A 25,052-nucleotide genomic window follows, 5' to 3' on the forward strand; every position below is an offset into this window, starting at 1 on the left:
TTTTTCTTTCCCCTACTCGACTAGGTTCATGGCTTTTTTGAGTAGGGGTGATGTTTTTAACTCGTCCACAATCTCCTGGATAGTCTGATCATACTTGTCAGTTTCAATCAAGTCTTCCAGGTAAGCTTCGATAGCCTCGTTACTTGGCTTTTGATGTTCGTTGACCGTGCCAGCCTTGATGATGTCTACAAAGGCCATCGGGTCATTAAGGGCTTGCCCTGCGTTAAAGAGGGTCATGGCACCGTAACCTGTTTTCATGCCTTCAAGTTCTGCTGAGTGCTGTTTATTCATTTCACGCAAAAAGCCGAGGCCAAAGCGTAGTGTGTATTCACGTCCACCAATTGTTAAAATCATTTTGTAAAACTCCTTTTAAAAAAATAAGGGGCATAAAGCCCCTAACAGTCATCTAACCTAGACACCTACACCAGTTGCATCAGTTTCTTTTGCAAGTGTGTGGTAAGCGTATTGTGCAGCTTCAACGGCTGCCTTTTGCGTTTCAGTCAATGAGTCAACAGCTTGAACACCGTTGCCATCAATTGCCATTTCATAAGACAATTCAACCTTGTCATCAGAAGGCGCTGAGATTTCAAAATTCTTGAAGTAGCCTTGGTAGTAGTCAACGTCATAGACTGTTTTACTGTCTTCAACACGGGCGCTCCCAAGATCCACCTGCCAAACTTCAACCTTGTCTTTAGCCAGGTACCATTTACGCATTTCCTTCCACATGTTGACCGTGTCAACATTTTCACGGTAGGCCAATGAAGTGAAGTCAGCGCTGGTTTCGCCATCTGAAATGCTGTTCACAACACCATCCTTTGTGCTGGTGCTCTCAACTTCTTTTTCAGAGTTGATTGTGTGTTCCGTTTGAAAACGGACTTTGCCTGCATCTTGTTTCTTCTGGTCAGCTACTCGACGGAAGAACACGATCAGGTCTTTTCCTTGAATTAACATCTATTTCTCCTTTTTGGTGTAATCAAAAGTAAAGTCCAGCACAATGTGGAGCAAGGGCTGGACATCCGTATTATCTGGGATAATTTGCTTAGAGGTTGAAGCATGGTGTAGGTGGTAATCATAACCATCATGGGCACGCTTGACCTCACTTTCTAAATAGGCCGAAATATCGTCCAGATTGGCCCTATCCTCCCTCAAACCGTAGAGGTGGACGGTTTGTCTCAATCTGCCCAGAAGGTCCTTATTTGGGCTTTCTGTGCCGTTATTTTCGCCTATGTATACAAAGGGATAAGCACTCTTTGCATCTGGCAAGAAATCATAGGTCGCAACCCTAATGTTACTGATAGCAAACAGCCGTCTGAATAATGCATGAGTAGGGGTCATTTGAAAGCTCCTTTCATGACATCGGTCATGTCCTTTTGGAATTGAGGTTGAATCTCTTCAACAGCTGGACGCATAAAAGGTGTACCAGACTGAAAACGGGTCCCGTATTCCTGATAACCAGAATACACAGCCTCAGCATGGATATGAGCCTCCATACCTGGATAGGATGTGGTGATATGGTCCTTCAGAAAACTAGTATCGACTGGTGCATTCTTCTTAGCCAAAGCCTTCGTCTTTTCCCCGTTGTTCTTCAGGACTTTCAAAGACTGCTCTACAGCCTTTGGATGAGCGTTGCTAATGGTTGCGACCAACTTTTCCATGCCTTGCCACTTGATAGCCATATCAACCACCTACCTTCTTGAGCCTGACAGCTCCCTTGATAGGGGCATCAATCTGATCCATAGGAATGTACTTACCATCATCATAGATAGCGGATTGAAACGGCTCTTGTGCTTGCTGAAAACGGCAAATCATGACAACATCTGTCTGATTGCCATACTCTTTCAAGACCTTGGCCTGTTGGATGAAGTTGACCAGGCAGGGCACAACTTCTTTTTGACCTTCAGCAGCCTCATAGCTATCTGTTTCAGGATTGTACTTTGGCTGTTCGGCTTCCCTGATCAAGGTAATGCGGTGAGGTGTCTTCATAGAAACATCACCTTGCCTTTCTCTCTTAGAGAACCATCAAGACCAAAATCCTTGTTCAGAATTTTTATGTAGGGTTTAAAGAGGTCATCCAGTTCCTGGTAGGTGACTGAATAACCGTCCACAGTCTCAGAGGTCACGGCTTCAGAGCCTTTGCGACCATAGAGCTTGTAAACCACATTCTCAATCATGAAATTGTATTTGGCATCAATTTCAGTTGTATCTGTCAAGAGCTTAAAATAACTTTCAGCATCGTCAACCAGGTCTTCAATGAGGGCCTTTTCTTCTGTATCGTCAGGGGCAATACCCAACCGACGTTTGATTTTTGCAAGCTGGGCATCTGTCATATTACTCCCCTTCAGCACCATCAAGCAAGGCTTTCAATTCATCCTTGCTAGCACGGGAACCGTATTTGATACCAAGCTCATCCAGTTTGGCTTTGAGTTCCTTTGTATTCAAATCACTTTCTGCCTTGGTATCTGGGGACAAATCCCCTTCAGCACCATCAGACTCAATGACACCTTTACCAAGCAATTCCTTAATGCGGTTATCAGATACTGTTAAATCTGGACGAGGATAGGTTTCGCCTTTTTCATACAGACGGTTATTGTCCTTACTGTCCAAAATATTCTTTGTTACGATATAAGCCATAAATCAGCTCCTTTCTTAGACACGCTCAGCAGCTGTCAATTTGGCAAAGGCATCTGTCTTGGTGATCATCACTGCAATATCCATTGTGGCACGGATGGCAATCATTTCTTGTTCGAAGAGGTTTATTGGTGTACCGTCAGTATTTGTGATGGTAGAAATCTGACCTTCTTCTGAAATCTTGTAGTTGATGTTGTAAGGAACACCATAGATAAGATTATCAAAGTCACCAGCAAGCAAGTCACCTTTTTCAAAGTGTGCAGATTTGAGGTCAACCGTGGTGATGCCGTCGATGGTGTTAGCAGCCTTGTCATAGATAGACACTTTGTTGCCGTCACGAGCTTCACGAAGTGCGGAACGGTTTTGAATTTTAGACACGAACGCATTCGGCTCAACATCTGCATCATAGAGAGTATCTTGCAACTTCAAGATGTTGTCGTAATTGATAGGACCGCCAATAACTTTATTTGCATCTTTAGCAGCCTTAGCAACTGAGTTTGCAAAAGGTGTATCACGACCAAGCAGACCAGCTTCATCAATTTTCTTGTAGAAGGCTTCAACGATCTGTGGCTTCATATCGTCAAAGAACTTCTTCCAGGTGTAGTTTAGGGCTTCACGGGATGTCACCAAGATGATACCAAGCTTGTGAGCTTTCAGGGTTACTGGAACCACCTCTGGCTTATCAGTCTTGATTTTCTCAGTTTCATTTACCCAGTATGCTGAAATTCCATCCGTTTGAACATAAACGGTTTTTTCTTGCTGGCCATCCATTTCTTGGTACTGACCAAGTTGCATCACAAGGGAATTTTGAGCAACATCTTTCATTATGATGTCGGTAAATTCTTTGTGCAAAGTCCCATCTTTCTTTTGAGAAACCAGGACGTTTTCAGGGTTAAAAGTTTGTACTGTCATTTATTGACTCCTTATTTGATAATGCGAGAGTCTCGGAAAATGTCGCCAGGACTCTGTTTGCTAGAACCACCGAAAGAAGACGACACTTTGGGAGGTTCGGACTGCGTAAATTCAGCTTTGATTTCGCTGATGATGCTTTCAAAGTCAGCAATTGCCTGCAAGGTCCCGTCTGCGGTGTCTTTAACCACAAATCCAAGCACCTTGTCATTGACTGGCAATTTTCGCTCTGAAAGTGTTTTGATAGCTTCGTCTGTCAGCTCACGCTTGGTTTGTTCTTTCTCAAGGTCAGAAATCTTATCAAGCAATTTTTGCTTTTCAGATTCAGCTACTTGTTTGCGATACTCTTCCAGTTCTTTACCTGATAGTTCGTTCTCAGCTTTGTACTGTTCAAGAGCTTGTGCAATAGCTTCTTGTGTCGCCTGGGCATGCTTTTCTTCTGCCTGCTTCAAGCGACGCTGCATTTCAGCAAGTGAGACTGTTTTTTCAGGTTCTGGCGGATTGCTAGCCTGTCCGTTTTGACCTTGTTCAGGATCAACTGCTGGATTGTTATGTTCTTCTGCCATGTTCTGGCTCCTTTCTTTTACGCTTTAACGTGCAACCTCCACGAACTCATGCAGCCTTTAATGTCATCAGCACGGTCTGGACAAAAAGAAAACTGGTCAATTTCGACCAGTTTAGAGTAATTTAAAGTAGTTTATAGCAGTCTTTCCTGCTGTCAAGATGTCGGACCACCTCCTAATCTTTGATTGCTCTGTTCGATACCTTGGCATAGACATCTACATAGGTTTCTGCCTTATCACCATTGTGAGTTACTTCCGCATAGTCGCCACATTTTTCATCAGACTTGATTTGATTAGTGCCAACTAATGCTTTCCAATTTTGCAACGTTTTGCTAAACCACACGACGTAGCAGTCTTCTGGTTTGATTTCACGACCTGACAGACGTGAAAGTTCTTGAGATGCCAATTGTTTTGCTTTTTCTAACATATTTTTCTCCTCTATTTTTTACTAAACCAAGACTTCTTGGTATTGCTATCAGCTACTTGTTTCTCGATTTTATCAAACCTCTCATTAGTAGCCCGGGCATTGCGTTCGACGATTGAACGTAGATCAGAAATTTCATTTGCCTGTTTGGCATTTTCATTAAGTAGATTTTTAATGATGTTCAATGCAATATCAACAGCTTCTTTAGTCCCCCGAACTTGTTCAAACAGTTCACGTTTCTTTTTGATACGCTTATTCATGAGATTTATAGTCTCCTTTCTTCAGACCAGAAACAACTTGAATATCTGGTTTGAACTCAGATATTTCTTGCAAGGCTTTCTGATAGGCCTGTTGGGTCTCATCAACATTCTTCAACAAACGTTGAAGCTCTTCTTGGTTCTCCCAGTTTAGCGACAGGTCAATTGAACAACTAGCCATTGTAACCTCCTTTCCAAAGCCAACTGAAATCATTATCAGTAAGCACTTGATATAAAATTTTACCAATGCGGTCAGCCTCTTCTTCTTCGTGTTGACCATAACCAGCTTCAACCAAAATACCGTGAGTTATTTCGTGAATAAGTGTTTGGTCTTCAATTTGCTGACTGGTAGAGTCGTCAAGCACAATCTTACCTGTCTTGTACTCAATATGCCCCCATTCACCAGATTTACCTTGTAGGTCTGGTTCCTTGCTGACTTCATAAACTATACCGCCAATTTTGACAGTTTCCATACCTGGTTTCTTATCTCTGTTCATTCTTTACCTCTTTTCTTGATAATAATGATTATTTGAGTTATAATTTAAGTAAGAAATAGAGGTTTTCCATCTCCCCTTGAAACAGCTTGCTGCGGTAGGAGGTGGGACACCTCTATTTTTCTTTTGGTTCAATAATATCAACTAGCTTGTCAGATTTTTTGATGAGCGCTGTGTTCAATCCACGACGGCCTGATTTATAAACCTTATCAAGCAGCTCAAAAATTTCATCTTCGGATAATGGAGTGTTTGTAATGTCAAATACAATGTTTTCAGATTGTTCCTTGGCTTTTTTTGAAGCGTTATCAATGACATTTTTGCCACTTCCTGAAATTTCTTTCAAATCAAACTTTACACCATCAACTAGATAATCAGGGGTAGAGATATTTTTAGGATAATCGACCCTTGGAACCATTTCAACATGACGACCTAAAAGCTCAGACAGCCATTGTGCTGTCTCTTTTTCTTTTGGACTATAATCTAACACAACATTGCGACCATCCACTTGATATTTCTTACCGCCATGTTCCCAAAAATTTCTGTCAGTAAGTTTTGCTTTAGCAGGATCCACATTGTTCAACCACTCATCTTTCACAGAACGGTAATTTTTGCCGTCGTGAGGGGTTTGCTTCTGCCGTTGTCCTGAAATCTGTTTCTGACCTGCTTTCTTAGCTTCAGCTTTGTCATCCTCTCCCCAAACACCATTCGACGCTTCACGGCCAAGCGTGCTACCACCTGCTTTATACTCCATCTTGATATGACCATAAGAAGAACAGCGACAATTGGGGTGCATAGGATACATGTTAACCCCTTTTTCCACATCCTCAATTGGAATAGCTACCTTGTCTAAAGGTCCACACAGGTCACACGCTCCAGGTTCTGCCACGAAAATCATGTGAGTAAAGCCGTTATCTTTGAACATGCTGTACTGCGTGTCAGCGTTAATCCGTGCAATCTCAGTCTTTAACAATCGTTTAGCATTCTGTTCACTGGTGCCGTATTTCTTGGCCAGGCGCTTCATTTCCTGCTTGTAACCCATCATGTCTGTAAAGATACGGTTAAGCGAACCAAACACCTCTCTCTGAAGCGTGGCACGAAGTCCAAGACCGCCCCATACTCTAGCAGAAAATTTCTGACCGTAGAAATCAGCGTCTAAAACGCTCTGCATGCGCTTTTTCGCTCCGCTGGATGAAATACCTATAATACCTGCTTGACGCTTGTATTCGTTCAAATATTCATCTGTCCGTGCCTTATCAAAGACCTCGTTAACCTCAGCAGTCAAATTTTGGATTTCAAGAGTTAATTCTGCTTTCAAAAGCTCCAATCTGCTGACCTTCATCTTCAGATTGTATTCTCTCAACCAAGCATTAGTCCTAGGACTGAAATCTTTCTCCCTGACCGCTTTGGCAGCCTTGTCATTGAACTTGGTCACATCCATTTCAGAGACACGCTTCATGGCTTCCTGCTTGGTCAGACCTTCCCTTCTGGCATATCGCATGTAAAAGCCGTCAATTTCCCTTTGCATACGGTCAAATGACTCTTGATAGATTTGTGCCAATACCTTGTCACGATCCAGGTCACGCTTCATCAGCTCAGCTTGGGCTTTTCGCTCTGCATTATACCGCTGATTACTTGTTATCCGCTTGTCCGTCATCTGAATCACCTACAATCTGGCCAACTTCAAGATCACTGGAACCGCCCTGTTTCAAAATCCGACCTTGTTCTGTCTTGTAGTCGGTAAAGCTAGCATTTTCCATGAGCGTTTCTTGAGAAATCTCACCGCCTGCTTCAATGTAGGCCTTGATTTCCGTCCAAACATCTTGAGGGATATTAGGGTGGAAAGTAAAGGTCAACTTGTTAGCTTCAATCACTGGGGCGCTGATGGCTTTGTGAATGTTGCTGATAAGTTCATACCTGCGACGCAAAGCCTTTGTGAAATAGGTTTCCTTGTCTTTTCTGACCTGTTCTAAACCAATCATCTTGTAAAGCAGGGCAATACCTGATGATGTGGAATTGAAACGGTCATCATCAAGATTTGGGATTCTACTAAAACGGTGAATATCATTTGCAAGGCGATTTTTATAGGCCTCTGTGCCGTTGACATCATACTGTTTGTAAATGTAGTCAGCGTCCGCTGTTGTCTGTTGACCTGTTTGAGAAATTCCAGTCTTCAAAAGAAGCATGTTTGCATCTTTCATTTTGGCTGCACTTTCTGGGTCAAGGTTGATACTGTCAAGATCTCCCTTAATCAACAAAAGAGCATCATTCAGGTCACTCATATAATTAGCCGTGTCTGACTGGCCAGCATCATAGGCATCTATCAAGGAGAGTTCACTTTCATAATCTCCCATCCGGAAACGGTTGTTCCACCATTCGACTACTGGCACATCATTGTAGCTGTGTTTGTTTGCACCTTCCGAAACCAACCTCACTGCGTTGTGAGAAAATGGCTTGTAGGTGATGACCTGGTCCTTAGTATAGACGGTCATATTGACCTTATTGTCATAGACTGGCAAATGCACCGCTGCAATGATGTTCTGTTCAACAGTCAAATCACGTATGACAAACATTTCAAGTGGACTAATTAAGACCACACGATCAACCTTGTCCTTGTCTCTGAAATGATATTCATAGGCCCTGCCATAAACCGAGGCATCAAATGCCAGATCACTGTTTAGGGCATTGATGTCATTTTGCCACTCAATTTCTTTAAGGGTTTTGAGTTGCTCATCATTACCATCAATTAACCCTAGGGTCACGGGATTTCCAATGACGTAGCTTGTAGCGAAACTGGAGATATAACCACCCCACTTATGTCTTACTCGGTAATCTGCCTTTTCATCATCAAGGCGACGGTGTCCAGCCAAAATGCTGAAATTGTTCCCTTGAGCATATGAAGCAAGAATCTTCAAGCGGTTCTTCTGACTACCAAAAAAGGCTGCCAGCATATCCCTGAAAGCCTTCCTACCCTTGTCAGTATTCAGCAGATCATCAGAACTGCTGAACCTGAATTGTTCATTTGCCAGGTTATCAAAAACCAGGCTGTCACTTCGTGTTTTCGTCACGGTGTCAATGCCGTGTTCAAATTCGTTTATCTTGTCCACTGCTTACCTCCTGAACAGTCTATTGATTTTCTTGATTGTCTTATCAACGTCCAAGTCTTTCTTAGCCTGGTAAATTCTATCTTGGATAGCATACCTAATTGCATCTAGGCAGTGGTTATAGCTATCAACTGGCTCATTGATGTACTCATTTGTTTTCTTGTCCTTCTTCCATGTGTAGTTTTCCAATTCTTCAATGGTCTTGACACATCTTTCATCTACAACAATGTCATATTGCAATATGTACTGAATACCCTGCATCACTGACCCTGGTCCTTTGAGAGCGTCAATCACTCTGCTGATGCCACGGTTTCGCAATTCCTGATTGGATTTTTTTTCAGCTGAGTCAGCCCTGATTTCTTCCTTGCCATAGCCCAGGTTTTGAATAGCCTCAGCTATCTTGTCATTGGTCAAGTTCTTTCTCACATATTCTTCCATGATGTAGAGCTTTCTGTTTTCGTCATCAATCTTGACATGCAAAAATGCTGAAGGGTCATTGATGAAACCATAGTCCAGACCAAAGTAAGAGGGCAGATGTGCCAGCTTGTCCTTGTTAAGCAGCCTTTTCTCATATTTTGGAAAAACCAGCTTGTCCAGGGTTGCAAATTCCCCCAGGGCATAAATCTTGTAATAAGCTTCATTCCTGTTAGCAAGTTCCTCAATGTTCTCCCTTGTCACATCGTCTAAGAAACGATTGTCTTTGTAGGTTGTTTGATAGATAACTGTGTTTTTGGGACGCTTAATAAAAAACGCATTAAAAACCCAATTCACTTTTGAAACTGGGTTGAACATGAGATAAATTTGTTTTTGTTTGTGCTTGCGATCACGTAAACGAAGTGTAAGCTGGGTATAATCGTCCAATGTGAACTCAGACGCTTCTTCCATAACCACATCTGATATGCCTTTGATAGACTTTATTTTCTCAGGGTTGTCCAAACCTTTGAAAATGAACTGTGCACCATTTGGTAACTCAATCCTGTATGCTGAATTGTTGACCTTGCACTTGTCTAGCAAGTCCCAGGCATCTAAGCACTGTTTGACATCCTCAAAGATTGAGTCATAGACCGTTGAACCAACCTTGCGTAAAAACAGAACCTTGCGAGGATGCTTCCAGTCTTTGCAAGCCTTGTAAACAACCTTCTGAATAACACCGTGACTCTTACCAGATGAAGCGCCGCCGTAATGAACTTCAGTAAAAGTTGAGTAGTCATTGAGCTTATCATAGATATGCTTGTTGAAGACCCTGCTAGGATATGGGATTGAGATTTGAATACTTAGCTTTGGTCTAGTCTTCGTCAGCATCCCACTCACCTACCTTGATTTCAATCGTTCGTTGAGTGATTTCTTGCTTATCAACAAATAGACCATAACGCTTACCGAGATCAACAGCAGCACTTTTCCTAGTTGAAACGCTAGGTTTTGCCATGACCATCCGCTGAGTACCCTCGCCGTCCAGGATAAGCAAAGGCTCCGTGACCTCTCCACGCATAACGGAAGTGAGAAACTCTAGGACTTCCTGCTGATCTGCAACCCGTTCAGACTGCAACTTTTCCAGCTGTTCATCTATATAGGCTTTGACCATAGCATTTGATAGCAATCTACTACCATTTGCTTGAGCAACTGCATCCTTCTTAACATTCGGATAGGCTTTTTTATAGGCCCTTGTAGCGTTCAAACTTATAATGTACTCATCAGAAAAAATCTTCTGTTTTTCGGTCATCCCATGTCCATCACCTCCAATCAAAAATAAAAAGCCACACTTCGTTGTGTGACTTTGCTTAGACTTCCAACTAAGCTGTGTGGGTTTGCGATGTTACTGTTGCCACATCTAAGAATTGTGCTGTTTCCAGCTAGGTTGCCACCACATTTTAACAACTTAGGCACACTGTAACAGTTGACTGCCATATTGTTTATACGACAAGTGAAGGATTCGAACCTCCAGCCTCTTGGTTAGGAGCCAAGCGTTCTGCACATGCGCTTCTTTTTGATGCGTCCACCAACTGCCTACGCTTTGAACTACCTTGTCTAAAGGAGAGTATGGGATTCGAACCCATGCACCGAAAATTCGGCCTAGCAAGGTAGCAACCTGCCCTCTTTAGCCTCTTGAGTAACTCTCCATAACAGGCAAGGCTTACTGCCTTACCCTTAATTCTTGATACTACCATTCTAGCAGAATATAAAAACTGTGCTAACAAGTATTGATTTGTTCAGTACGGTTTTGTAAAGTTCAATTTAGTTCCATTTGTTCCAACACATCATTCAACTCACAGATAGCCGTATTCCTCCAAGTATAGAAAGTGGTTCTACTGATACCCATTTTGTCACAAACATCATCAACATACATCTTAGTAATGTAAGTCATTCTGAGGACTGATCTGCTCTTTGGATTTTTCAGCTTGTTAATCAATCTACCAAGTTCAAGTTTTCTGTTAATAACTTCGTTAGTGTCTTGTTCAATCGCCTCTTTCATCACGATCAGCTGGGTATAGACATCATCAACCTTTTTAGCCTGACCACCCTTGACCTTGTCTGCTGTCCACTTGGGGCTTGAGAGCAAACCTGCCTCAAGCTCATTGATTTCATCTATACGGCTTTGAATATCCATATCAAGATTTTGTAGCTCATTCAAGAGCTCTTTAGCCTTGTTCACTCTCTGTCTCCTTTTTGTGGTATAATGTATATGAGTTATTACCACAGCCAGGGCAGAGAGTGCCTTGGCTTTTTTTTATAATCTTGAAATTCCGTAGTATTCATAGCCACAATATTCAGAGCAAAAACCATATGTATTAAAATACTTATCAAAAACTCCTATTTTATCTTCACAGACTGGACAATGTGTCCGACGGTATCTTTCTTCTTTGTTCAGGCCGTTCAGCATTATCTTTTTACGTTGTCGCTTGTTCATTCTTCACCTCACAAAAGTCAATTTCATCAAGTTTTAACTGATACAATTTACCACCAAAACGAACAACTGCAACTGGATATGAAACCTGTCCAGCTTTATAACCACCAACCATTGGGCTATCTCCGTGAGTATAAGAATATTGAAATACTCCAACAAAATCAGCTCTTTCCCAATATTTACCCATTTTTGCCAAACAAGGCTCTTGTTTTTCTGTCATCCTAACTTCCTCTTTTCTTCAAATAATCAGGTATTGGGTCACCAACTTTGATAGCCTCGTACTGTTCTCTGGTAACCAGAAACTTCCCGTAAGCATGAACCGTGACCGTGTAGCGTCCTTCTATGATTTCCTTGTCTGTGATTTGTCCTACCATCACACCGTCTGCATTATCTACCTGATAAATAATCACTGGTTGCTGTTCGTTTTTAGCGGTTTGATAACCTACTTGGTAAATCATGTAGATAAATCCTAAAGCAGCAAGCAGCACTATAATCATACTTGCTGTAAATTTTACGGTATCTTTCACTCAACTTACTCCATCTTCACACTATACAACCGCTGACCTAGATACCTAGCTTCAAGGCCTGATTTGCATTTCAAAGCATCAGCTTCATTTTCGAAGTAATGCGTTTCATCAACTACCATGTGATCAAATAATACTGTTACTGTATATGCCATTTTTACTCCTTTTTATTCATTTTTTTGCATAAAATTAAACTGTGACACTGTGACATCACTTTTCCAAAAACATTTTTTATAAAAAACGAGAATCCTATTATACTGGGCTTTATAGCACTTACTATTTTTATTAACTTAAATATTTAAATAATGGTGTCACAAAGTTATAAAAATAGGTTATAACCTCAATAATATCAAGGGTCCAAAGGGTGTGACATCACTTTTTTTATTTTATTATTAAAAATACACCTAAACCCTTGATACATAAGGCTTTATAAGGTGTGACATCAATGATGTCACAGTGATGTCACATGGTGTCACATTTTTTAGATTCTGTGACATCAAATTAACTTTTTGTGACATCAAAATTTATTCACTATTTCTTCGAAAATATCCTCGAAATTGTTTTCCAGCAACACGGCCTCTTCGGTACTCCCAATCCTGGTTGTTGTCCATAATCAGCTTAATCTTCCGAGCTAATTTATCTCCTTTGGCGACATCGATGTCAAAAACATTCTTCAGAATCTGCTTCGATGACACACTTTCTTGCGGTTTAACACCTTCGTAAATAAAACCGGCATCATTCCGATATATACCATTGTTGAAATATGCCCATGTGTACTGATGCTGTTGAACTACGGACATACTATCCCACTCTTCCGGAACTAGCATATCCAAATAATCATAGATTTGGTTTTCTGCCTCATCCCGATACGTAAAGCGTTCCTTGTAAACTGCCAGCTCATCCTCGAAATCTTCGTCAAAGGTCAACGTGAAACCTTTTTTATAAATCGCAACTGCCTCACCCCACAACTGCAGGACATCATCGTCCGTCATGTCGAATGGCTTGACGAATTGTTTAGATGCATCCACCAAGACCGGTAGAAAACGACGCTCACCAGTTTTATCGCCCAGGTACTCGACCTTGTTGCTGGTCCGAGCAATCACAAAGTTCTTGGGAAACTTTTCAGCACGACGACCATAGGATCTACGGAATGTCAAATCGGTCTTGGTCACAAAAGCCTTGAGTTCATCGAAGGTTGTCTTCCTGCTGGCCACCATCTCGTCGTCATTGACAATCAGGGATTTTAGCATAATCTCGTAGTTGTCCTTATCCATGAAATCCTTAGCAGAATCCGTGTACCAGTCAACTGCAATCTTTTGCAAAAAAGTTGTCTTACCTGCCCCCTGGCCACCGACCAGGTCAAGAGTGTAGTCAAACTTTACCCATGGATTGAAGACCTTGGACACAGCCCCGACAAAGAACATTTCTGCGATTTTTTGGACATAGATACTGTCTTCAGCGCCAAGCCAGGTCTGAAAGACTTGATTCAAGCGTTCCTTATGATCCCAACTATCATAGGCATGTTCCATGTATTCCTGGACAGGATTATAGGTCTTTTCAGCAAAGAATGCCTCAATACCATCTTGCAAAGCCCTGGTCCTGAACACCACCTTGAAATGATTTTCTAAGTAAACACTGAGATAAGATTCAAATGCAGAGGGCAACTGACCTTTTCTTATGCTGATAGCATCCAATTTGACATCCACCACAATCTCATGTTCTCCAGTAAATTCATTGTGCCGGAGGAAATCATTGAGTTTGTTATCACTCTTCATGGCCAACAGCACGTTTCGAGGACTGTCTGAGACAATGACATCAATCTCAACCTTTTCTCCGTTTTCATCCAAGACCTTTTTCTTCGTCCTGGTAAATTGCTTAATTGAGATATTTACAACATCACCAATCACTGCCACCTCCCCTCATGTGTTTTTGAATCATACTATCTACTGTCCGACTAAGCTCTCTGTCACTCAGCGGATCAGCAGAATTATTATTCGCAATCTGTGCCAATTCCAAAACACAATTTGGGTCAACACTTCTGGCCAATAATGTTCCAGCAAACTTGGCTGCCGTATCGTTTCGACTACCTTCCTCACCAAAGCCTTTGACAATCATTTCAAAGACCTCCGTGGTCCGATTTCGCTTGCCTGCACCATTCCGAATTTGATAATAAATGTCATCAAGTTCGCTTCGGTTGTTCTTTTTTAGATACTCCTGCTTAATGGCCATGACTAGCGCTCGACTGGCAGTGACCATTGTCCCGCCTTCTTTTGACTTTTCCAAGTCCCATACATACTCCCCTTTGGGTGTTTTTGACGGAGCGACCAAAACATAGTTATTTGGATGTGCTTTGACATCGACACCAGGTAGGAATCCAATCATCTGCGTCATGGAAATATCTGGATGCTTAAAGTAAAAGATATGCTTGCCGCCGCTGGCAGTCTTTGCTTGTAATGTCGGAGTAATCAAGTTGAGATGTTCCCAGTTGGCCAGACTCTCATATCCGTTGTGTTTCCCATGCAAATCAACATCGATTACGAAGAATTTGTCAGTCCGGACAGCGATATTACTATCCGGATACTGATTCCAAAAATCTTCAATTTCCTGCGCGGTCATTGCTGGTTTATCAGCAAATTTAATCATCGGTTGCTTATTTGAAGGGCTTACAGGAATTACAGAAAAGCCCTTTTTTTGATAAGCCAAAGCCGCTTTTTTCATTCCCATCTAGCACCTCCTAGAACGGCAAATCTTCGTCTTGGATATCCATTGGGCTTGAATTTCCAAATGAGCCATCTTGAGAATTCGACTGTTGTCCACGGCTTTCCAAGAGTTGGAAACTTTCTGCAACTACCTCAGTCACGTAGACACGTTGCCCTTGTTGGTTATCATAACTACGAGTCTGAATGCGACCTGTAATTCCAATCAAGGCACCTTTTTTAGCCCAGTTTGCCAAGTTTTCAGCTTGCTGACGCCAAATGACTACATTGACAAAGTCCGCTTCACGCTCGCCATCTTGATTTTTGAAATTGCGGTTGACAGCCAAGGTAAAAGTCGCAACAGCCTGGTTTGACGGAGTGTAACGAAGTTCTGCATCACGAGTCATGCGACCTACCAATACTACGTTGTTAATCATAATTTATCCACCTTCAATGCCTTTCTTACCAAATATTCATCAATCATTGAGTAGTCTCCTGGAAAAGATCTTTTTAATGGTTGAATGACTTTCTTAACAATTTCTTTCAATGTCATTCCATGGATTCTAATCCAATGGAATTCTTTTTTCGTGTAATTATAAACGCAATCAATCTCGCCGCCTTTATAACACACGCCCCAAACTTCGCCTTTATATTTGTAAATCAAGATTTCGTCATAGATATCACCTTGAATTACAATTGGACGTTTTCGTCCGAGTTCTGTATATCCCATTATTCCGTTCCCTTCGCTTTCTTTGTTTTTGCAATCAGATCTTGTGCTTCTTGCAGGCGGTCGGCTGGAATGCTTTCGATTTTATCCACTCCAAGCTGGCCAATAAACCACACTCCAACAGTATTAACCGGACCGCCTGAAGCCTCCGCAATATTCTTGATGTCTTCACGTAGCTTTTTCGCTTGAGCTCCTGTAATGTACTTAACACTGCCAGATGCTTTCTGATTCTGTTTCGGATTTGATGCAGGTTTACTTTGCGCTGGTTTCTGAGCTTGTGCTTGCTTTCCAGTTTGGTTTGCAAACTCATCCGTATCAGGATCCTTGTTATCATCAATGGCAAACAACCCGTTAAGAGCATATTTTCGAGCGTAACTGGATGCAGTTCCGGTGATCTGACTACCATCCATACCTTTCTTTGTATCTTCTTCCCTTGCTGACGCTTGAGTACTAATAGAACTGCCACAAGCAAATAATGTTACTGTAGCACGAACATAATAGCGGTCCCCAATCTGTTCGATATCGTCATTTAAGACCAGGGAGGCATCATGCTTTTTGAGTAAAGGCTTTAGTGCCTCCAAAATATCCTCCGCACTACGATAGTTGTATTTTCCGAAAGAATTGTATTGTCCTTTAGGTGCAACCAGCTCTGCCTGAATACTGCACAGTGTTGCAAATATTGGCGATTCATTTACTGTCATGTATTCTCCTTAAAATTGTTTGAATGCTTCCATCAAATCATCAAATAAATTTGATTCTTTTGGAATAATTTTAGAAACATCTCCTCCATTTGGATAAGTAAGTGTGTACTCAGCATCTACCAAGATGATTTCACAATCGTGCATTTTCGCAAGAGCTTTAATTTCGGATTTTTGTTCCAAATAATACTCGTATGGAAGTGATAGGGCACCGCGGATTTCTTTTACAAAACCTGCTTTCGTTGCTAACGAATGTGGATTATTTTCGATACTTTCCATAAAATAACCCCTTTTTTTCTCACGCAATACGATTAACTTGTTTGAAATTTTCATTTTTTTTGCTCCTTTTGTTTTTTAAAAATGGGAACTATATACCAGTTTACACCACCAACAACATATTGTATTTATGAGAATATCAAAAAGGCGATTTCCGTTTTGGAAGTCGCCTTTTCAATTTTAATAGTTGTTCCCTTTTGAAGAGTTGTGCTTTTTACATAATAGTTGGCAATTTTCAGGGACAGTTTTTCCACCTAAAGACCACGGTGTAATATGGTCGCCTGCTAGTTCTTTAAGAGCATACTCTCTGTTGTTTCCTTCATCCACACAATAAACGCAGTGATGGCTCTGTTCTTCATATTTTTGCTTGATGGTTTTATCATCAAAAGCTCTAAGTTGGAGATATTTGGAATCTCCGTAAATGATGTACTGATAAATCCCTTTCATTTTAGTTGTGACTTCATCATCATTTACCAACTCTGCAATTTTTTCGTTAATGACAGAAGCACTATTTTTGATGATATTGTTGTCTAACTGTCCTAATTGATACTCTTTGTAGATTGTTCCCCAATCCATCCCTTTCAAACTGTTTTGATAGCTTATAAACTTTCCACGAACCCATTCAATTATGGCAGAAAAATTTTGCCATAATTCAGAAGCATCTGCATCTCCTTGATGCTTCAACATATAATCTTCGATTGTATTTGTACTATCGTCATTATCATTTTGTGAAGCCCATTTAATAGCAGTTTGTAGATACTCTTGTCTATTCCAATTACCATTTAATAGTGGTTCTGCTTTATCGTTATTCGGATTCTCGTCAGCAAGTACAACGCCACGTCCAGTCTTTGTTGAAAATCTTTGTTTAGCATCAGAAAGCCAAGTTCCTGTATAAGCAGAGTTTCTTAATTCTTGCTCATTTAATGGTTCGCCTGCTGTATTGATAACATGAAACCATTTCATTTTTTCGGAAGCAGTTCCTTCACAAACATATATGTCTAACTCATAATCAAGAATTTGTTCTGCTAAGTCAGTTAGGTTCATCTGAAGATTTGGGAAATCTTGTTGTGGAGCACTGGATGGAAATTTACTTGATTTTACAGAGTAATTCCCCATAACATAATTACAAATAGCTAAAATACGTTGTTGACCATCGAGAACTTCATATTGTCCGTTTCCTAAATCAACCCAGTACATAATACCTAAAGGACACTCATCTAAAACGGTTTGAATTACAGCTTGTCTCTTATCTTCGTTATATACGCTATTTCTCTGATAAGAAGGACGAATATTCAAGTTACCATTATATCCTTTTACAGCGTCAGTAGTAGCACCATCATCATTATTGGTATACCCACTAGCTAAATCTCTGATAGTGAATGGCCTATCAAGTATATCTCTTAATCTTCTTACTTTCATTTTATTCTCCTTTTATCAATATCCCTTATCTTCATCACGACTAATTGGATTTAGATTTCTAACTAAAATTCTGAAATATGGAGGTTTCCCATCTATTGTTAAATCTTTATCGTCATCTCCTTTTCTGAATTTAATAATCTCGAATTCAGTTGGATTGAAATAATTGATAAAAGTTATTGGTACTCCCATTACACCATCATAATCAATTGGAATGTCTTTAACATTATCTACATTTATTGCATCGTAGTTATCGTATTTAGGGTATTTACTCTCAAACCCTTCGTAATATTTATGAGCTTTTGTTTGGTCAAATACATCACCTACATGCCATAAACCATCATGTCGTTTTTGTAAATCTAAGTTAGTAAACCAACAACCCATTATATGCTTTACTTTTTTTCCATCTTCATCCAATTTTTCATAATCAGCTCCCTCTGGAACGTACAACCAAAAGTCTGAATTCATACTTCTAGCACCAATCCAAATTTGGTTATTCTGAATAAGTGGAAAAATTTCCTTATATGTTACAGAGTTTTTGTTTCCGATAACGATAAATTTTTTTTGATGTTCCACTAATTGAGAAATATATTCTCTAAACAAACTGAACGGAGGATTAGTCACAACAATATCAGCTTCTTTCAGATAGTTTATACTGTCCTCGCTCCGGAAATCTCCAGCGGTATACTCATCATCTCCATAAATAGTTTCAATATTTCCAGCTTCCATATTGAAGTCATCACCACCTTCATAAATCAGAGCATACGAAGGTTCGCTATCTTCTTGAAAATGTGTTGCTATCAGTTTTTTAATACCCAAACTAGCAAAATTGTTATGAAAATAACGCCAAAAATTTGATTGTGTTGGGTCATCACAATTACAGTAGATAACCTTATCTCTAAAGTGTTCTCTATAATGCCCCATTTCCTCAGCAATATCTTTATAACGAGTATAAAACTCATCGTTTTTGGCTTTTTTAGCGTTGTGGAGTGAGCCAGCCATTATGCCACCCCACTTTCGTAGGGAGCATAAAAGGCTTCCTCACAAAAATGTGAAAAAGCCTGTTTTAGAGCTTGACAAAAAACACGTCCGATTACATAATCAGCGTGAGCTGTGAGCTGTGAGCTGTGAGCTGTGAGCTGTGAGCTGTGAGTGCGTTCATAATGCTTAATTTCCTTTATTTTTGATACTTCTATTATATCAAAATTCTGGCTTTTTGCATAGTAGAAGTTTACATTTTTATTGACAATCATTCTTATTTTCGATATAATATACTTACGAAGTAAGGAGTACCAGTTATGAAGTTTGAGTTTAAATCATTATTTGATTTACAATCTGCTTTTCCAGACGAACAGTCATGTATTGACCATTTAGAAAATATGATTTGGGGCGATGTGATTATCAGCCCTTTTGATGCTACCTCAAAGGTCTACAAATGTAAAGGTAACAAATACCGTTGTAAAAATACTGGAAAATACTTCAATGTCAAGACTGGTACTCTTTTTGATAATACTAAAATTGAACTTCGTAAATGGTTTATGGCAATTTGGCTTGTGACTTCTCACAAAAAAGGAATCTCATCTGTACAATTATCAAAAGATATTGGTGTTACGCAAAAAACAGCTTGGTTCATGCTGGAACGTATCCGTAAGTGTTTTAGTTCTGAAAACAACAATAGTCTTGATGATGTTGTGGAAGTTGATGAAACCTACATAGGTGGTAAAAACAAGAACCGTCATAACTCCAAAAAAGTTAAAAATGCTCAAGGGCGTTCATTGAAAGACAAATCTGCTGTAGTAGGCATGGTACAACGTCAAGGTAAAGTTAATGCTCATCATGTTCCAGATACAAAGACGAAAACATTGACTGAACAGATTGTCAAATACGTAAAGGAAACAGCTCAACTTTACACTGATGAATGGCTGGGTTATAATAAAGTGGCTAAGATGTATAATCATGACTTTGTTAATCATGGAATTAGTGAGTATGTGCAAGGTGATGTTTATACTAACACGATTGAAGGCTTTTGGGCTGGATTGAAACGTGGCGTTTTAGGAATTTATCATTCATGGTCTAAGAAATATCTTCAAGACTATGTAGATGAATTTGTTTTCCGTTATAATACTCGTGATTATTCGGATAGTCAGCGTTTTAATCTCTTACTTTCAAATGCCTGTGTCCGTACTAAATATAGGGAGCTGATTTATGGCTACTAATACACTAAATGATTTACATTTTGAATTGGAAAGGTCTATTTCTCGAAAAGTTGATAGTAAACTAATTGGGTATCAGGTTAGTCTTTCTGATAAATTTTATGACAAGTATACGAAATTCTGGAACAAGAAGTACAGTTTTGATTTTGTTACTAACCATCGTTCTTTTTACGCTCAACTAACAAAGACTTGTGTTTACGATGCGTTGAAAGAAAGCCTCAAAAAAGTAGATAGAAAAGCAATCGCTAAACACATGGCAGAGCTGGAAGCCTTGATTGATGTCGCAGAGAATAAAGAGGAGTTTCAAAACTTTTTTGAGAAAAAGTATCGTCTCAAATTCCCTGATTTGAATGACTGCGTTTATCCAAAGAAAAAAGAACTATCTGATTTTGATAAGAAACTTTGGATAGCCATGCACTATAACCCTAGAGAAAATAAGGGGGAACAGTAATGACAACTTGGTATGATTACATGGTAAGAGCCAGCGAACACGCTGGAAGTGATGGTGATTTATGGTTTCGCTATCTCTATAAGGTTATTCAAGATGATGGTACAAAATTAACCACCGATGATGTTAAACAGTTGTTAAAAAATCCTACCCTGACACCTTTTCAAAAGACAACCCTTCAAGATGCCTTAACAGACGGTACACATACAAGAGAACACGTCTTACAAGCTAATCGTAAGAGCCAACCAAAAGATATTCTGAAGCTGTTTAGAGAGGGGAATTATGGATAAGAAAGTTTTATTTGAAGCTCTCAACACAGAATTATCCAAGGAAAATATAGACCTTGAAATCATTTGTGTTGGTGGTTTTGTCCTAGAGTATTATAATCTTCGAGGAACACAGGATGTCGATGCTTTTTATCAAGAAGATGCTAAAATCAGAAGTATTATTGCAAAAATTGGTGATGATTTTGGTGTGAATGAACCTGATGAATTATGGCTGAACAACAATGTTGCAAATTTGAATAAAATACCGCCACGGTCTATTTGTGAGAAGGCATTTAACTATTCAAATCTAACGATTCTTGTACCACCACTATCTTACATTCTCGGAATGAAGCTAGAAAGTGGACGAGATAGGGATAGACAAGATGCTGGGGAAATTATTAAACTAGTGAAAATTCGTTCTATAAAAGATGTTATCAATAAACTCAAAGAATACGGATTTCAACCTGATATTTCAATGGTTTTAGAAGTGTTTGAAATAGCCTATGGTATGGAATGGTTGGCAGAGTATATGACCGAACATCCAGAAGAATTTAGACATTATTAAAAGACGATTTCTGCTTGGAAGTCGCCTTTTTTAATATTATCGGAAATACTATATGTTGTTGGTGGTGTAAACTAGTATATAGTTCCCTTAAAAATAAAATTCTACGACCCTAACGTCGTGCTGCTGACGGCTACCGGTAATTCGCCAAAGAAGTTGCCGGTAATCATCATAATCTCCGTCACTGGGCTGGGACGGATCCAGAACTACAATTGTTTTGAAGCGGTGCTGGAGCCCATCGACCCCAACTCCTAATACTTGGCTAGTAGCGACCATGTTGGTCCTGTCATGACCTTCTTTCTTATCGCCAGTCCAAATACCGATTTCAGGGTGCCGTTCATAGATAACCTCAACGATTTGTTTGGACTTACTGACAATTAACATTTCCGATTGCTTGGTCAAGAGAAGATCTAGTTGAAGTAACATTGGGGTATCTGCATTGACTGCTTTAATCTTTGGAAAATCCACATCAAAGCCTGTCTGGGTCAGATACCTCTCGAAAGTCTTTCGACCAAATGATTGCTTGGCCATTGCATACTTACCATTCTTTCCGACGATGTTCAGCCGTCGAAGTTGATCAAGTTCTTCTGGATTTGCTGGCAGGCACCACATTGGCTCAAAGATGACTTCAAATCCATTGTTTTCCTCTGCTCCCTCGATTTCCTCAATCTCTTCCCAACGGAAGAAATTTGGCAAACCTGATACATAACTTTCATAGTCACGGAAGTCTTCCCACTTTTCTTTGGAATAACTGAATCGGTCATACTTCATCTTGCCGTGCTTTTTCTGCCAATCAAATTTATTATTTGGCTCCGCCTGGCCAAAGATTGTCTTTTCCAGCGGATAGAAGTTTTGACCTTTTCTTCTGATTGGAGTTGCGGACAAGCCGATTGAATAGTCACGTCGGATTTTCTTGTAAGCTTTATAGTTAGCTTCACTGGACATGTTCTGCCACTCGTCAACAATCAAGACATCAAACTCGAGGACTTCACCGCTTTCCACTATATTCTGCATTCGCTTGCCTGTCATGGCTTCCAGCCGGAAGTCTTGTAAGTAGAGCTTGTTGTGAGTGTCAATCCAGCCATTCAGGATTGACAGCCGATTGTTCAGGACCAATACCTTTTTAGCCCCCTTGTGCTTTGCAATCTCAAAGGCACAAATTGTCTTCCCACGACCACCCAATCCCTCTAGAAAGATACCAGGGCAATCTCGGTCACTCCGCTTCACAGCCTCAGCTTGCCATTTGCGTAATTCGATTTCCAATGTCTTGAATAACCTCCTCGATGTCTTTTCTCTGCGCCCAGAATAGTGCCAATCGAGCAGCAGCCCTCACATCCTGATGATGTGATTTGTCAAAAGTCCAAAGACCAAGCTCCCTAAGTAACTGATCAGGAATATCTGACACATAGCCAGCGTTGCGAACGAGTTCCACGTTGGGATAGCACGCTTGAACAGCTTCCACGGTCTCAGCGACTGAGTTATCTCGAGAATAATCATTGTCACGTACCTGGTATTCTTCTACAATGGCAACATCGTATTCCAAGTCACGACCAACTTCACGAAACCACCGACTGAAATTCCTGGCACCGAACGGAACTATCCAATAGCTCACTAGACCTGCATTATCCAGCAAGACTACTCCTGTTGTGGACGTCTCTATTCGGTTGCTTGATGGATCGATTGAAAGGATTCTCACTTGATCACCAACTTTTCTGTCCGAATAAGCTCCGCACCTTTAATTTTCTTACCAGCCTTCAGCAATTCTTTAAGCGTGGTCTTGTCCGGTTTCAATTCAACTTTTTTTGCAAAGTATTTCTTAGGCAGTAGGTCTTCATACACCTGGACAGATTCAGGATTTTTCTGCACCTTCAAAGTCAAAGCGCCACTTCTAACTTCTAACTGACCTGTCACCGTCATTGCTGTCATGATATTCCCCTTGATATATTCAAGTTTCTTCTGTGCCGCTTGTTTCTTAGCTTTAAAGTTTGCTTCTTCAGCTTTATACATGGCAACATCAGCTTCTAAGTTCTTGATGATATGAGCATAGCCTTCAGCTTTCTCTTCAAACTGTTCCTGCCAATCAAGTGACTCTAGTGTATCTGCTTTTGTTTCGTCGTCAATATCCATCAAATAGATGTCTAGGTATTGACCTGTTAGTTCATATAGTGTTGCCATTTCTTTTTACCTCAGTAATTTTATTTTTTAGTTTTGTATAACCAATACCGACCTTAGTAAAGGCTGCGTCGGATGCAAATAACCCATCTTGGTTCATCCTAACTATTTCATTCTTAGATAAACAAGCAAGATTTGAAATATCCCAGTTGGTCTTGTCACCATTCAAAAACACAACCGAATGACCGCTTGGAATTGGTCCGTAGTGTTCTTCCCAAACTTTACGATGCATTTGTTTCCAAATGCTCGGTTCAGCAATTTTTATCTTTGGATATCCATCTGTTGTATATCGAATCGTTCCAACAGGTACCCAGTTTGGAGGCTTGCTCCCTTTTTTGAATTGACCACTATTCGGTGGCATGTTCGGAAACTTTTTTCCCTTATTAACGGGGATATGTCCTTTTTTAAAGTGACCTGTCAACCCACTGTATAAATTATTATTATTTCGGTATCTTTTAATTTGTTGGCCAGTTAGGGTTAGACCGAATTTCTTATTCATTTCCTCGGCGAAGATATGAGCCATTTTACCTTGATGATTATTTAAGAAATATTGATGTTGCTCGTAAGTCAGTAACTTTTTTTGAAACACTTTCCCGACTGGCAATCCTAGCCGTTTTCTGACACATGCAATTTGTGACTTTGTGTAACTGGTTCCGAACTTTGCATTTAACATTTCAGTAACTTCTGGCGTTAATCGACCAGGACAAATCTCATGCATATAAACAGTATATTCATCCTTCCAGCAAAGCGATTGGGGCATGTTCAATACCTGCTTCCTGTTTTAATTTTTCAGCTTCAATAGCCAATTTACCAATCGACACTATTTGACCAGCCACGGAAACCATGGCTTTGGACCGTTCAATTTCGATTTGCAATTCATTTTCCGAGAGTTCCCTATCATCCAAATATTCCAATTGAGCGAATAAGGTATCGGCTAGATTTGACATTTTATTTCTAACCATAGGCACCTCCTAAAATTTCTTCTTTTTCTGCTATACGTTGTAGTCGTGCATTTTCATCAACTAACTGTTGATTGACTCGTCTGTATTCGCAATTTTCTTTATCAAGATCATTTACCATGCCACGGAGAATTGCATTTTCACGCTCAAGTCGATCATGTGTCTTAGCTGGTAGGTCAATGCCATAGCTGTCGACTTGATTTGTTCTAAAAAACTTACTAAGCATGTCTGCCCCACTTTCTAACTGCACGATTTTGTGTATCTTCAGCAAATTTGATTGGTTCCCAGTTAGCAAGCGTTTGTTGTGCACTGGCTTTCCAAGCTAAGCGATCAACTTCGACAGCTCGCTCACAAGCCAGGGCTGTTAGTTGTTCCCTAAGCAACTTAGCTTCACGTTCCTTGCGTTGTTTTTCCAGTTTCCGCTGTTCCACAACTGCTACCGCCAAGATTGGCAAGACGAATACTGATAGACTAGCCAGCGCGTCATAAATTGATTCTGTCATGCAGAAAACCTCTTTTCTATTTCAATATTTTTCAACATTTCTGCCAATGTTTCTTTCTTCGGTCTGTATCGATTGCGACTTTTCCACTTTACAAAGAGACCAAATCCTTTGTAATCAATAAACACAATCTTGTGAGTAGGATTAAAAACGTATTGTCTGAAGTCTGGATGTTCACGCATTTCCGCTGCCCAAACTTTAGCCGTTGCAACTGTTAAACCTTCCCAGATTTGGCAAAGGTGAGCATAATCTCCTGCCTCAGCCTTTTCAGACTGTTTAGCCGGTCTGTAAACTAATTCTGCTTTTGGCATAGTAAT

Annotated in this window: 42 protein-coding genes and 2 tRNA genes; 4 read left to right on the plus strand and 40 right to left on the minus strand. The window is 40.3% G+C overall.

What is annotated here, in order from left to right:
• Positions 1-12 precede the first annotated feature (12 nt).
• From ACEE44_RS02505 to ACEE44_RS02660, 32 genes are all read right to left on the minus strand, one after another.
• Entirely contained in the window at positions 13-354 is a 342-nt protein-coding gene (locus ACEE44_RS02505; protein ID WP_449171147.1) for a tail assembly chaperone, read from the minus strand.
• A 57-nt stretch (positions 355-411) separates the two neighbouring features.
• Entirely contained in the window at positions 412-951 is a 540-nt protein-coding gene (locus ACEE44_RS02510) for a phage major tail protein, TP901-1 family (protein WP_449171148.1), read from the minus strand.
• Positions 952-1,335, minus strand: coding sequence for a hypothetical protein (locus ACEE44_RS02515; RefSeq protein ID WP_449171149.1), 384 nt, complete (start codon positions 1,333-1,335; stop codon positions 952-954).
• Positions 1,332-1,676: an HK97-gp10 family putative phage morphogenesis protein gene (locus ACEE44_RS02520; RefSeq protein WP_449171150.1), complete on the minus strand. Its 345-nt coding sequence runs from the start codon at positions 1,674-1,676 to the stop codon at positions 1,332-1,334. Before ACEE44_RS02520 ends, ACEE44_RS02515 begins: the two co-directional genes overlap by 4 nt.
• 1 nt (position 1,677) lies before the next feature.
• Positions 1,678-1,983 carry a hypothetical protein gene (locus ACEE44_RS02525; protein WP_434065746.1) on the minus strand — a complete coding sequence of 102 codons (306 nt, stop codon included), beginning with the start codon at positions 1,981-1,983 and terminating at the stop codon, positions 1,678-1,680.
• Positions 1,980-2,327 (minus strand): phage head-tail connector protein, encoded by a 348-nt coding sequence (locus tag ACEE44_RS02530; protein WP_449171151.1) that lies wholly within the window; start codon positions 2,325-2,327, stop codon positions 1,980-1,982. The genes ACEE44_RS02525 and ACEE44_RS02530 overlap by 4 nt, the downstream gene beginning before the upstream one ends.
• A gap of 1 nt (position 2,328) precedes the next feature.
• Positions 2,329-2,631, minus strand: a complete 303-nt coding sequence (locus ACEE44_RS02535; RefSeq protein WP_449171152.1) for a hypothetical protein — start codon at positions 2,629-2,631, stop codon at positions 2,329-2,331.
• Positions 2,632-2,646: 15 nt separating this feature from the next.
• Complete coding sequence (locus ACEE44_RS02540) at positions 2,647-3,540, minus strand: phage major capsid protein (protein ID WP_449171153.1); 894 nt, start codon at positions 3,538-3,540, stop codon at positions 2,647-2,649.
• 11 nt (positions 3,541-3,551) lie between these two features.
• The gene (locus tag ACEE44_RS02545; RefSeq protein WP_449171154.1) at positions 3,552-4,103 is read right to left on the minus strand and encodes a capsid assembly scaffolding protein Gp46 family protein; all 552 of its coding nucleotides are present in this window, start codon (positions 4,101-4,103) and stop codon (positions 3,552-3,554) included.
• Positions 4,104-4,275: 172 nt separating this feature from the next.
• Positions 4,276-4,527: a DUF6275 family protein gene (locus ACEE44_RS02550; RefSeq protein ID WP_449171155.1), complete on the minus strand. Its 252-nt coding sequence runs from the start codon at positions 4,525-4,527 to the stop codon at positions 4,276-4,278.
• Positions 4,528-4,538: 11 nt separating this feature from the next.
• Positions 4,539-4,784: a hypothetical protein gene (locus tag ACEE44_RS02555; protein ID WP_449171156.1), complete on the minus strand. Its 246-nt coding sequence runs from the start codon at positions 4,782-4,784 to the stop codon at positions 4,539-4,541.
• Positions 4,777-4,962 (minus strand): hypothetical protein, encoded by a 186-nt coding sequence (locus ACEE44_RS02560; RefSeq protein WP_449171157.1) that lies wholly within the window; start codon positions 4,960-4,962, stop codon positions 4,777-4,779. Before ACEE44_RS02560 ends, ACEE44_RS02555 begins: the two co-directional genes overlap by 8 nt.
• On the minus strand, positions 4,955-5,278 hold the full coding sequence (locus ACEE44_RS02565; RefSeq protein WP_449171158.1) for a hypothetical protein: 324 nt from the start codon (positions 5,276-5,278) through the stop codon (positions 4,955-4,957). Before ACEE44_RS02565 ends, ACEE44_RS02560 begins: the two co-directional genes overlap by 8 nt.
• A gap of 112 nt (positions 5,279-5,390) precedes the next feature.
• Positions 5,391-6,929, minus strand: a complete 1,539-nt coding sequence (locus ACEE44_RS02570; protein WP_449171159.1) for a CdiA C-terminal domain-containing protein — start codon at positions 6,927-6,929, stop codon at positions 5,391-5,393.
• Positions 6,904-8,379, minus strand: a complete 1,476-nt coding sequence (locus ACEE44_RS02575; protein WP_449171160.1) for a phage portal protein — start codon at positions 8,377-8,379, stop codon at positions 6,904-6,906. The genes ACEE44_RS02570 and ACEE44_RS02575 overlap by 26 nt, the downstream gene beginning before the upstream one ends.
• A 3-nt stretch (positions 8,380-8,382) precedes the next feature.
• The gene (locus tag ACEE44_RS02580) at positions 8,383-9,678 is read right to left on the minus strand and encodes a PBSX family phage terminase large subunit (RefSeq protein ID WP_449171161.1); all 1,296 of its coding nucleotides are present in this window, start codon (positions 9,676-9,678) and stop codon (positions 8,383-8,385) included.
• On the minus strand, positions 9,662-10,096 hold the full coding sequence (locus tag ACEE44_RS02585) for a terminase small subunit (RefSeq protein WP_449171162.1): 435 nt from the start codon (positions 10,094-10,096) through the stop codon (positions 9,662-9,664). The genes ACEE44_RS02580 and ACEE44_RS02585 overlap by 17 nt, the downstream gene beginning before the upstream one ends.
• 195 nt (positions 10,097-10,291) lie before the next feature.
• Positions 10,292-10,402, minus strand: a tRNA-Arg gene (locus tag ACEE44_RS02590).
• Between the two features lie 3 nt (positions 10,403-10,405).
• Positions 10,406-10,493: transfer RNA gene (locus ACEE44_RS02595), tRNA-Ser, on the minus strand.
• Positions 10,494-10,603: 110 nt separating this feature from the next.
• Positions 10,604-11,026 carry a DUF1492 domain-containing protein gene (locus tag ACEE44_RS02600; RefSeq protein ID WP_024377658.1) on the minus strand — a complete coding sequence of 141 codons (423 nt, stop codon included), beginning with the start codon at positions 11,024-11,026 and terminating at the stop codon, positions 10,604-10,606.
• A gap of 235 nt (positions 11,027-11,261) precedes the next feature.
• Complete coding sequence (locus ACEE44_RS02605; RefSeq protein ID WP_263930498.1) at positions 11,262-11,498, minus strand: hypothetical protein; 237 nt, start codon at positions 11,496-11,498, stop codon at positions 11,262-11,264.
• Between the two features lies 1 nt (position 11,499).
• The gene (locus ACEE44_RS02610) at positions 11,500-11,805 is read right to left on the minus strand and encodes a DUF1372 family protein (protein ID WP_449171163.1); all 306 of its coding nucleotides are present in this window, start codon (positions 11,803-11,805) and stop codon (positions 11,500-11,502) included.
• A gap of 5 nt (positions 11,806-11,810) precedes the next feature.
• Complete coding sequence (locus ACEE44_RS02615) at positions 11,811-11,957, minus strand: DUF7204 family protein (RefSeq protein ID WP_449171164.1); 147 nt, start codon at positions 11,955-11,957, stop codon at positions 11,811-11,813.
• Positions 11,958-12,326: 369 nt separating this feature from the next.
• A complete protein-coding gene (locus tag ACEE44_RS02620) occupies positions 12,327-13,715 on the minus strand; it encodes a VapE domain-containing protein (protein ID WP_449171165.1) in 1,389 nt (462 codons plus the stop codon).
• Complete coding sequence (locus tag ACEE44_RS02625) at positions 13,699-14,526, minus strand: bifunctional DNA primase/polymerase (protein ID WP_449171166.1); 828 nt, start codon at positions 14,524-14,526, stop codon at positions 13,699-13,701. The genes ACEE44_RS02620 and ACEE44_RS02625 overlap by 17 nt, the downstream gene beginning before the upstream one ends.
• Positions 14,527-14,536: 10 nt before the next feature.
• Positions 14,537-14,935, minus strand: a complete 399-nt coding sequence (gene ssb / locus ACEE44_RS02630; RefSeq protein WP_449171167.1) for a single-stranded DNA-binding protein — start codon at positions 14,933-14,935, stop codon at positions 14,537-14,539.
• Positions 14,932-15,228: a hypothetical protein gene (locus tag ACEE44_RS02635; RefSeq protein WP_449171168.1), complete on the minus strand. Its 297-nt coding sequence runs from the start codon at positions 15,226-15,228 to the stop codon at positions 14,932-14,934. Before ACEE44_RS02635 ends, ssb begins: the two co-directional genes overlap by 4 nt.
• A complete protein-coding gene (locus tag ACEE44_RS02640; RefSeq protein WP_449171169.1) occupies positions 15,228-15,926 on the minus strand; it encodes an ERF family protein in 699 nt (232 codons plus the stop codon). The genes ACEE44_RS02635 and ACEE44_RS02640 overlap by 1 nt, the downstream gene beginning before the upstream one ends.
• Before the next feature lie 9 nt (positions 15,927-15,935).
• A complete protein-coding gene (locus ACEE44_RS02645; protein WP_449171170.1) occupies positions 15,936-16,256 on the minus strand; it encodes a hypothetical protein in 321 nt (106 codons plus the stop codon).
• Positions 16,257-16,379: 123 nt separating this feature from the next.
• Positions 16,380-17,618, minus strand: a complete 1,239-nt coding sequence (locus ACEE44_RS02650) for a GmrSD restriction endonuclease domain-containing protein (protein WP_074485112.1) — start codon at positions 17,616-17,618, stop codon at positions 16,380-16,382.
• Between the two features lie 15 nt (positions 17,619-17,633).
• On the minus strand, positions 17,634-18,617 hold the full coding sequence (locus ACEE44_RS02655) for an adenine-specific methyltransferase EcoRI family protein (protein WP_449171171.1): 984 nt from the start codon (positions 18,615-18,617) through the stop codon (positions 17,634-17,636).
• Positions 18,617-18,868, minus strand: a complete 252-nt coding sequence (locus ACEE44_RS02660) for a hypothetical protein (RefSeq protein ID WP_449171172.1) — start codon at positions 18,866-18,868, stop codon at positions 18,617-18,619. The genes ACEE44_RS02655 and ACEE44_RS02660 overlap by 1 nt, the downstream gene beginning before the upstream one ends.
• A 45-nt stretch (positions 18,869-18,913) precedes the next feature.
• Between ACEE44_RS02660 and ACEE44_RS02665 the strand changes: the two genes are divergently transcribed.
• From ACEE44_RS02665 to ACEE44_RS02680, 4 genes are read left to right on the plus strand one after another with little or no spacing between them, the layout of a single operon-like run.
• Positions 18,914-19,831, plus strand: coding sequence for an IS1595 family transposase (locus ACEE44_RS02665; RefSeq protein ID WP_074485110.1), 918 nt, complete (start codon positions 18,914-18,916; stop codon positions 19,829-19,831).
• Entirely contained in the window at positions 19,821-20,279 is a 459-nt protein-coding gene (locus ACEE44_RS02670) for a hypothetical protein (protein WP_024385309.1), read from the plus strand. The genes ACEE44_RS02665 and ACEE44_RS02670 overlap by 11 nt, the downstream gene beginning before the upstream one ends.
• Entirely contained in the window at positions 20,279-20,566 is a 288-nt protein-coding gene (locus ACEE44_RS02675) for a hypothetical protein (protein WP_024385310.1), read from the plus strand. Before ACEE44_RS02670 ends, ACEE44_RS02675 begins: the two co-directional genes overlap by 1 nt.
• The gene (locus tag ACEE44_RS02680; RefSeq protein ID WP_449171173.1) at positions 20,559-21,107 is read left to right on the plus strand and encodes a DUF6036 family nucleotidyltransferase; all 549 of its coding nucleotides are present in this window, start codon (positions 20,559-20,561) and stop codon (positions 21,105-21,107) included. The genes ACEE44_RS02675 and ACEE44_RS02680 overlap by 8 nt, the downstream gene beginning before the upstream one ends.
• A gap of 87 nt (positions 21,108-21,194) precedes the next feature.
• Here ACEE44_RS02680 and ACEE44_RS02685 read toward each other — a convergent pair whose 3' ends face one another.
• Genes ACEE44_RS02685 through ACEE44_RS02720 form a run of 8 tightly spaced genes read right to left on the minus strand, consistent with a single transcriptional unit; the run spans position 21,195 to position 25,046 of the window.
• Positions 21,195-22,367 (minus strand): DEAD/DEAH box helicase family protein, encoded by a 1,173-nt coding sequence (locus ACEE44_RS02685; RefSeq protein WP_449171174.1) that lies wholly within the window; start codon positions 22,365-22,367, stop codon positions 21,195-21,197.
• Positions 22,336-22,800 (minus strand): hypothetical protein, encoded by a 465-nt coding sequence (locus ACEE44_RS02690; RefSeq protein ID WP_449171175.1) that lies wholly within the window; start codon positions 22,798-22,800, stop codon positions 22,336-22,338. The genes ACEE44_RS02685 and ACEE44_RS02690 overlap by 32 nt, the downstream gene beginning before the upstream one ends.
• Positions 22,797-23,279, minus strand: coding sequence for a siphovirus Gp157 family protein (locus ACEE44_RS02695; protein WP_449171176.1), 483 nt, complete (start codon positions 23,277-23,279; stop codon positions 22,797-22,799). Before ACEE44_RS02695 ends, ACEE44_RS02690 begins: the two co-directional genes overlap by 4 nt.
• Complete coding sequence (locus tag ACEE44_RS02700; protein WP_449171177.1) at positions 23,263-24,036, minus strand: HNH endonuclease signature motif containing protein; 774 nt, start codon at positions 24,034-24,036, stop codon at positions 23,263-23,265. The genes ACEE44_RS02695 and ACEE44_RS02700 overlap by 17 nt, the downstream gene beginning before the upstream one ends.
• Positions 24,008-24,238, minus strand: a complete 231-nt coding sequence (locus ACEE44_RS02705; protein ID WP_395378630.1) for a hypothetical protein — start codon at positions 24,236-24,238, stop codon at positions 24,008-24,010. The genes ACEE44_RS02700 and ACEE44_RS02705 overlap by 29 nt, the downstream gene beginning before the upstream one ends.
• Positions 24,231-24,461: a hypothetical protein gene (locus ACEE44_RS02710; protein WP_449171178.1), complete on the minus strand. Its 231-nt coding sequence runs from the start codon at positions 24,459-24,461 to the stop codon at positions 24,231-24,233. The genes ACEE44_RS02705 and ACEE44_RS02710 overlap by 8 nt, the downstream gene beginning before the upstream one ends.
• A complete protein-coding gene (locus tag ACEE44_RS02715) occupies positions 24,454-24,738 on the minus strand; it encodes a hypothetical protein (RefSeq protein ID WP_449171179.1) in 285 nt (94 codons plus the stop codon). The genes ACEE44_RS02710 and ACEE44_RS02715 overlap by 8 nt, the downstream gene beginning before the upstream one ends.
• The gene (locus ACEE44_RS02720; protein WP_392452404.1) at positions 24,735-25,046 is read right to left on the minus strand and encodes an excisionase; all 312 of its coding nucleotides are present in this window, start codon (positions 25,044-25,046) and stop codon (positions 24,735-24,737) included. Before ACEE44_RS02720 ends, ACEE44_RS02715 begins: the two co-directional genes overlap by 4 nt.
• Between the last annotated feature and the right edge of the window lie 6 nt (positions 25,047-25,052).

The sequence above is a fragment of the Streptococcus sp. 32226D021BW genome, assembly GCF_053545015.1.

Excerpts from the sequence above, each read along its gene's own strand:
- ACEE44_RS02505 (WP_449171147.1), bottom strand. The coding sequence starts at position 354 with ATGATTTTAACAATTGGTGGACGTGAATACACACTACGCTTTGGCCTC.
- ACEE44_RS02510 (WP_449171148.1), bottom strand. The coding sequence starts at position 951 with ATGTTAATTCAAGGAAAAGACCTGATCGTGTTCTTCCGTCGAGTAGCT.
- ACEE44_RS02515 (WP_449171149.1), bottom strand. The coding sequence starts at position 1,335 with ATGACCCCTACTCATGCATTATTCAGACGGCTGTTTGCTATCAGTAAC.
- ACEE44_RS02520 (WP_449171150.1), bottom strand. The coding sequence starts at position 1,676 with ATGGCTATCAAGTGGCAAGGCATGGAAAAGTTGGTCGCAACCATTAGC.
- ACEE44_RS02525 (WP_434065746.1), bottom strand. The coding sequence starts at position 1,983 with ATGAAGACACCTCACCGCATTACCTTGATCAGGGAAGCCGAACAGCCA.
- ACEE44_RS02530 (WP_449171151.1), bottom strand. The coding sequence starts at position 2,327 with ATGACAGATGCCCAGCTTGCAAAAATCAAACGTCGGTTGGGTATTGCC.
- ACEE44_RS02535 (WP_449171152.1), bottom strand. The coding sequence starts at position 2,631 with ATGGCTTATATCGTAACAAAGAATATTTTGGACAGTAAGGACAATAAC.
- ACEE44_RS02540 (WP_449171153.1), bottom strand. The coding sequence starts at position 3,540 with ATGACAGTACAAACTTTTAACCCTGAAAACGTCCTGGTTTCTCAAAAG.
- ACEE44_RS02545 (WP_449171154.1), bottom strand. The coding sequence starts at position 4,103 with ATGGCAGAAGAACATAACAATCCAGCAGTTGATCCTGAACAAGGTCAA.
- ACEE44_RS02550 (WP_449171155.1), bottom strand. The coding sequence starts at position 4,527 with ATGTTAGAAAAAGCAAAACAATTGGCATCTCAAGAACTTTCACGTCTG.
- ACEE44_RS02555 (WP_449171156.1), bottom strand. The coding sequence starts at position 4,784 with ATGAATAAGCGTATCAAAAAGAAACGTGAACTGTTTGAACAAGTTCGG.
- ACEE44_RS02560 (WP_449171157.1), bottom strand. The coding sequence starts at position 4,962 with ATGGCTAGTTGTTCAATTGACCTGTCGCTAAACTGGGAGAACCAAGAA.
- ACEE44_RS02565 (WP_449171158.1), bottom strand. The coding sequence starts at position 5,278 with ATGAACAGAGATAAGAAACCAGGTATGGAAACTGTCAAAATTGGCGGT.
- ACEE44_RS02570 (WP_449171159.1), bottom strand. The coding sequence starts at position 6,929 with ATGACGGACAAGCGGATAACAAGTAATCAGCGGTATAATGCAGAGCGA.
- ACEE44_RS02580 (WP_449171161.1), bottom strand. The coding sequence starts at position 9,678 with ATGCTGACGAAGACTAGACCAAAGCTAAGTATTCAAATCTCAATCCCA.
- ACEE44_RS02585 (WP_449171162.1), bottom strand. The coding sequence starts at position 10,096 with ATGACCGAAAAACAGAAGATTTTTTCTGATGAGTACATTATAAGTTTG.
- ACEE44_RS02605 (WP_263930498.1), bottom strand. The coding sequence starts at position 11,498 with ATGACAGAAAAACAAGAGCCTTGTTTGGCAAAAATGGGTAAATATTGG.
- ACEE44_RS02615 (WP_449171164.1), bottom strand. The coding sequence starts at position 11,957 with ATGGCATATACAGTAACAGTATTATTTGATCACATGGTAGTTGATGAA.
- ACEE44_RS02625 (WP_449171166.1), bottom strand. The coding sequence starts at position 14,526 with ATGGGAATGAAAAAAGCGGCTTTGGCTTATCAAAAAAAGGGCTTTTCT.
- ssb (WP_449171167.1), bottom strand. The coding sequence starts at position 14,935 with ATGATTAACAACGTAGTATTGGTAGGTCGCATGACTCGTGATGCAGAA.
- ACEE44_RS02635 (WP_449171168.1), bottom strand. The coding sequence starts at position 15,228 with ATGGGATATACAGAACTCGGACGAAAACGTCCAATTGTAATTCAAGGT.
- ACEE44_RS02640 (WP_449171169.1), bottom strand. The coding sequence starts at position 15,926 with ATGACAGTAAATGAATCGCCAATATTTGCAACACTGTGCAGTATTCAG.
- ACEE44_RS02645 (WP_449171170.1), bottom strand. The coding sequence starts at position 16,256 with ATGAAAATTTCAAACAAGTTAATCGTATTGCGTGAGAAAAAAAGGGGT.
- ACEE44_RS02650 (WP_074485112.1), bottom strand. The coding sequence starts at position 17,618 with ATGAAAGTAAGAAGATTAAGAGATATACTTGATAGGCCATTCACTATC.
- ACEE44_RS02655 (WP_449171171.1), bottom strand. The coding sequence starts at position 18,617 with ATGGCTGGCTCACTCCACAACGCTAAAAAAGCCAAAAACGATGAGTTT.
- ACEE44_RS02660 (WP_449171172.1), bottom strand. The coding sequence starts at position 18,868 with ATGATTGTCAATAAAAATGTAAACTTCTACTATGCAAAAAGCCAGAAT.
- ACEE44_RS02665 (WP_074485110.1), top strand. The coding sequence starts at position 18,914 with ATGAAGTTTGAGTTTAAATCATTATTTGATTTACAATCTGCTTTTCCA.
- ACEE44_RS02670 (WP_024385309.1), top strand. The coding sequence starts at position 19,821 with ATGGCTACTAATACACTAAATGATTTACATTTTGAATTGGAAAGGTCT.
- ACEE44_RS02675 (WP_024385310.1), top strand. The coding sequence starts at position 20,279 with ATGACAACTTGGTATGATTACATGGTAAGAGCCAGCGAACACGCTGGA.
- ACEE44_RS02680 (WP_449171173.1), top strand. The coding sequence starts at position 20,559 with ATGGATAAGAAAGTTTTATTTGAAGCTCTCAACACAGAATTATCCAAG.
- ACEE44_RS02695 (WP_449171176.1), bottom strand. The coding sequence starts at position 23,279 with ATGGCAACACTATATGAACTAACAGGTCAATACCTAGACATCTATTTG.
- ACEE44_RS02700 (WP_449171177.1), bottom strand. The coding sequence starts at position 24,036 with ATGCCCCAATCGCTTTGCTGGAAGGATGAATATACTGTTTATATGCAT.
- ACEE44_RS02705 (WP_395378630.1), bottom strand. The coding sequence starts at position 24,238 with ATGGTTAGAAATAAAATGTCAAATCTAGCCGATACCTTATTCGCTCAA.
- ACEE44_RS02710 (WP_449171178.1), bottom strand. The coding sequence starts at position 24,461 with ATGCTTAGTAAGTTTTTTAGAACAAATCAAGTCGACAGCTATGGCATT.
- ACEE44_RS02715 (WP_449171179.1), bottom strand. The coding sequence starts at position 24,738 with ATGACAGAATCAATTTATGACGCGCTGGCTAGTCTATCAGTATTCGTC.
- ACEE44_RS02720 (WP_392452404.1), bottom strand. The coding sequence starts at position 25,046 with ATGCCAAAAGCAGAATTAGTTTACAGACCGGCTAAACAGTCTGAAAAG.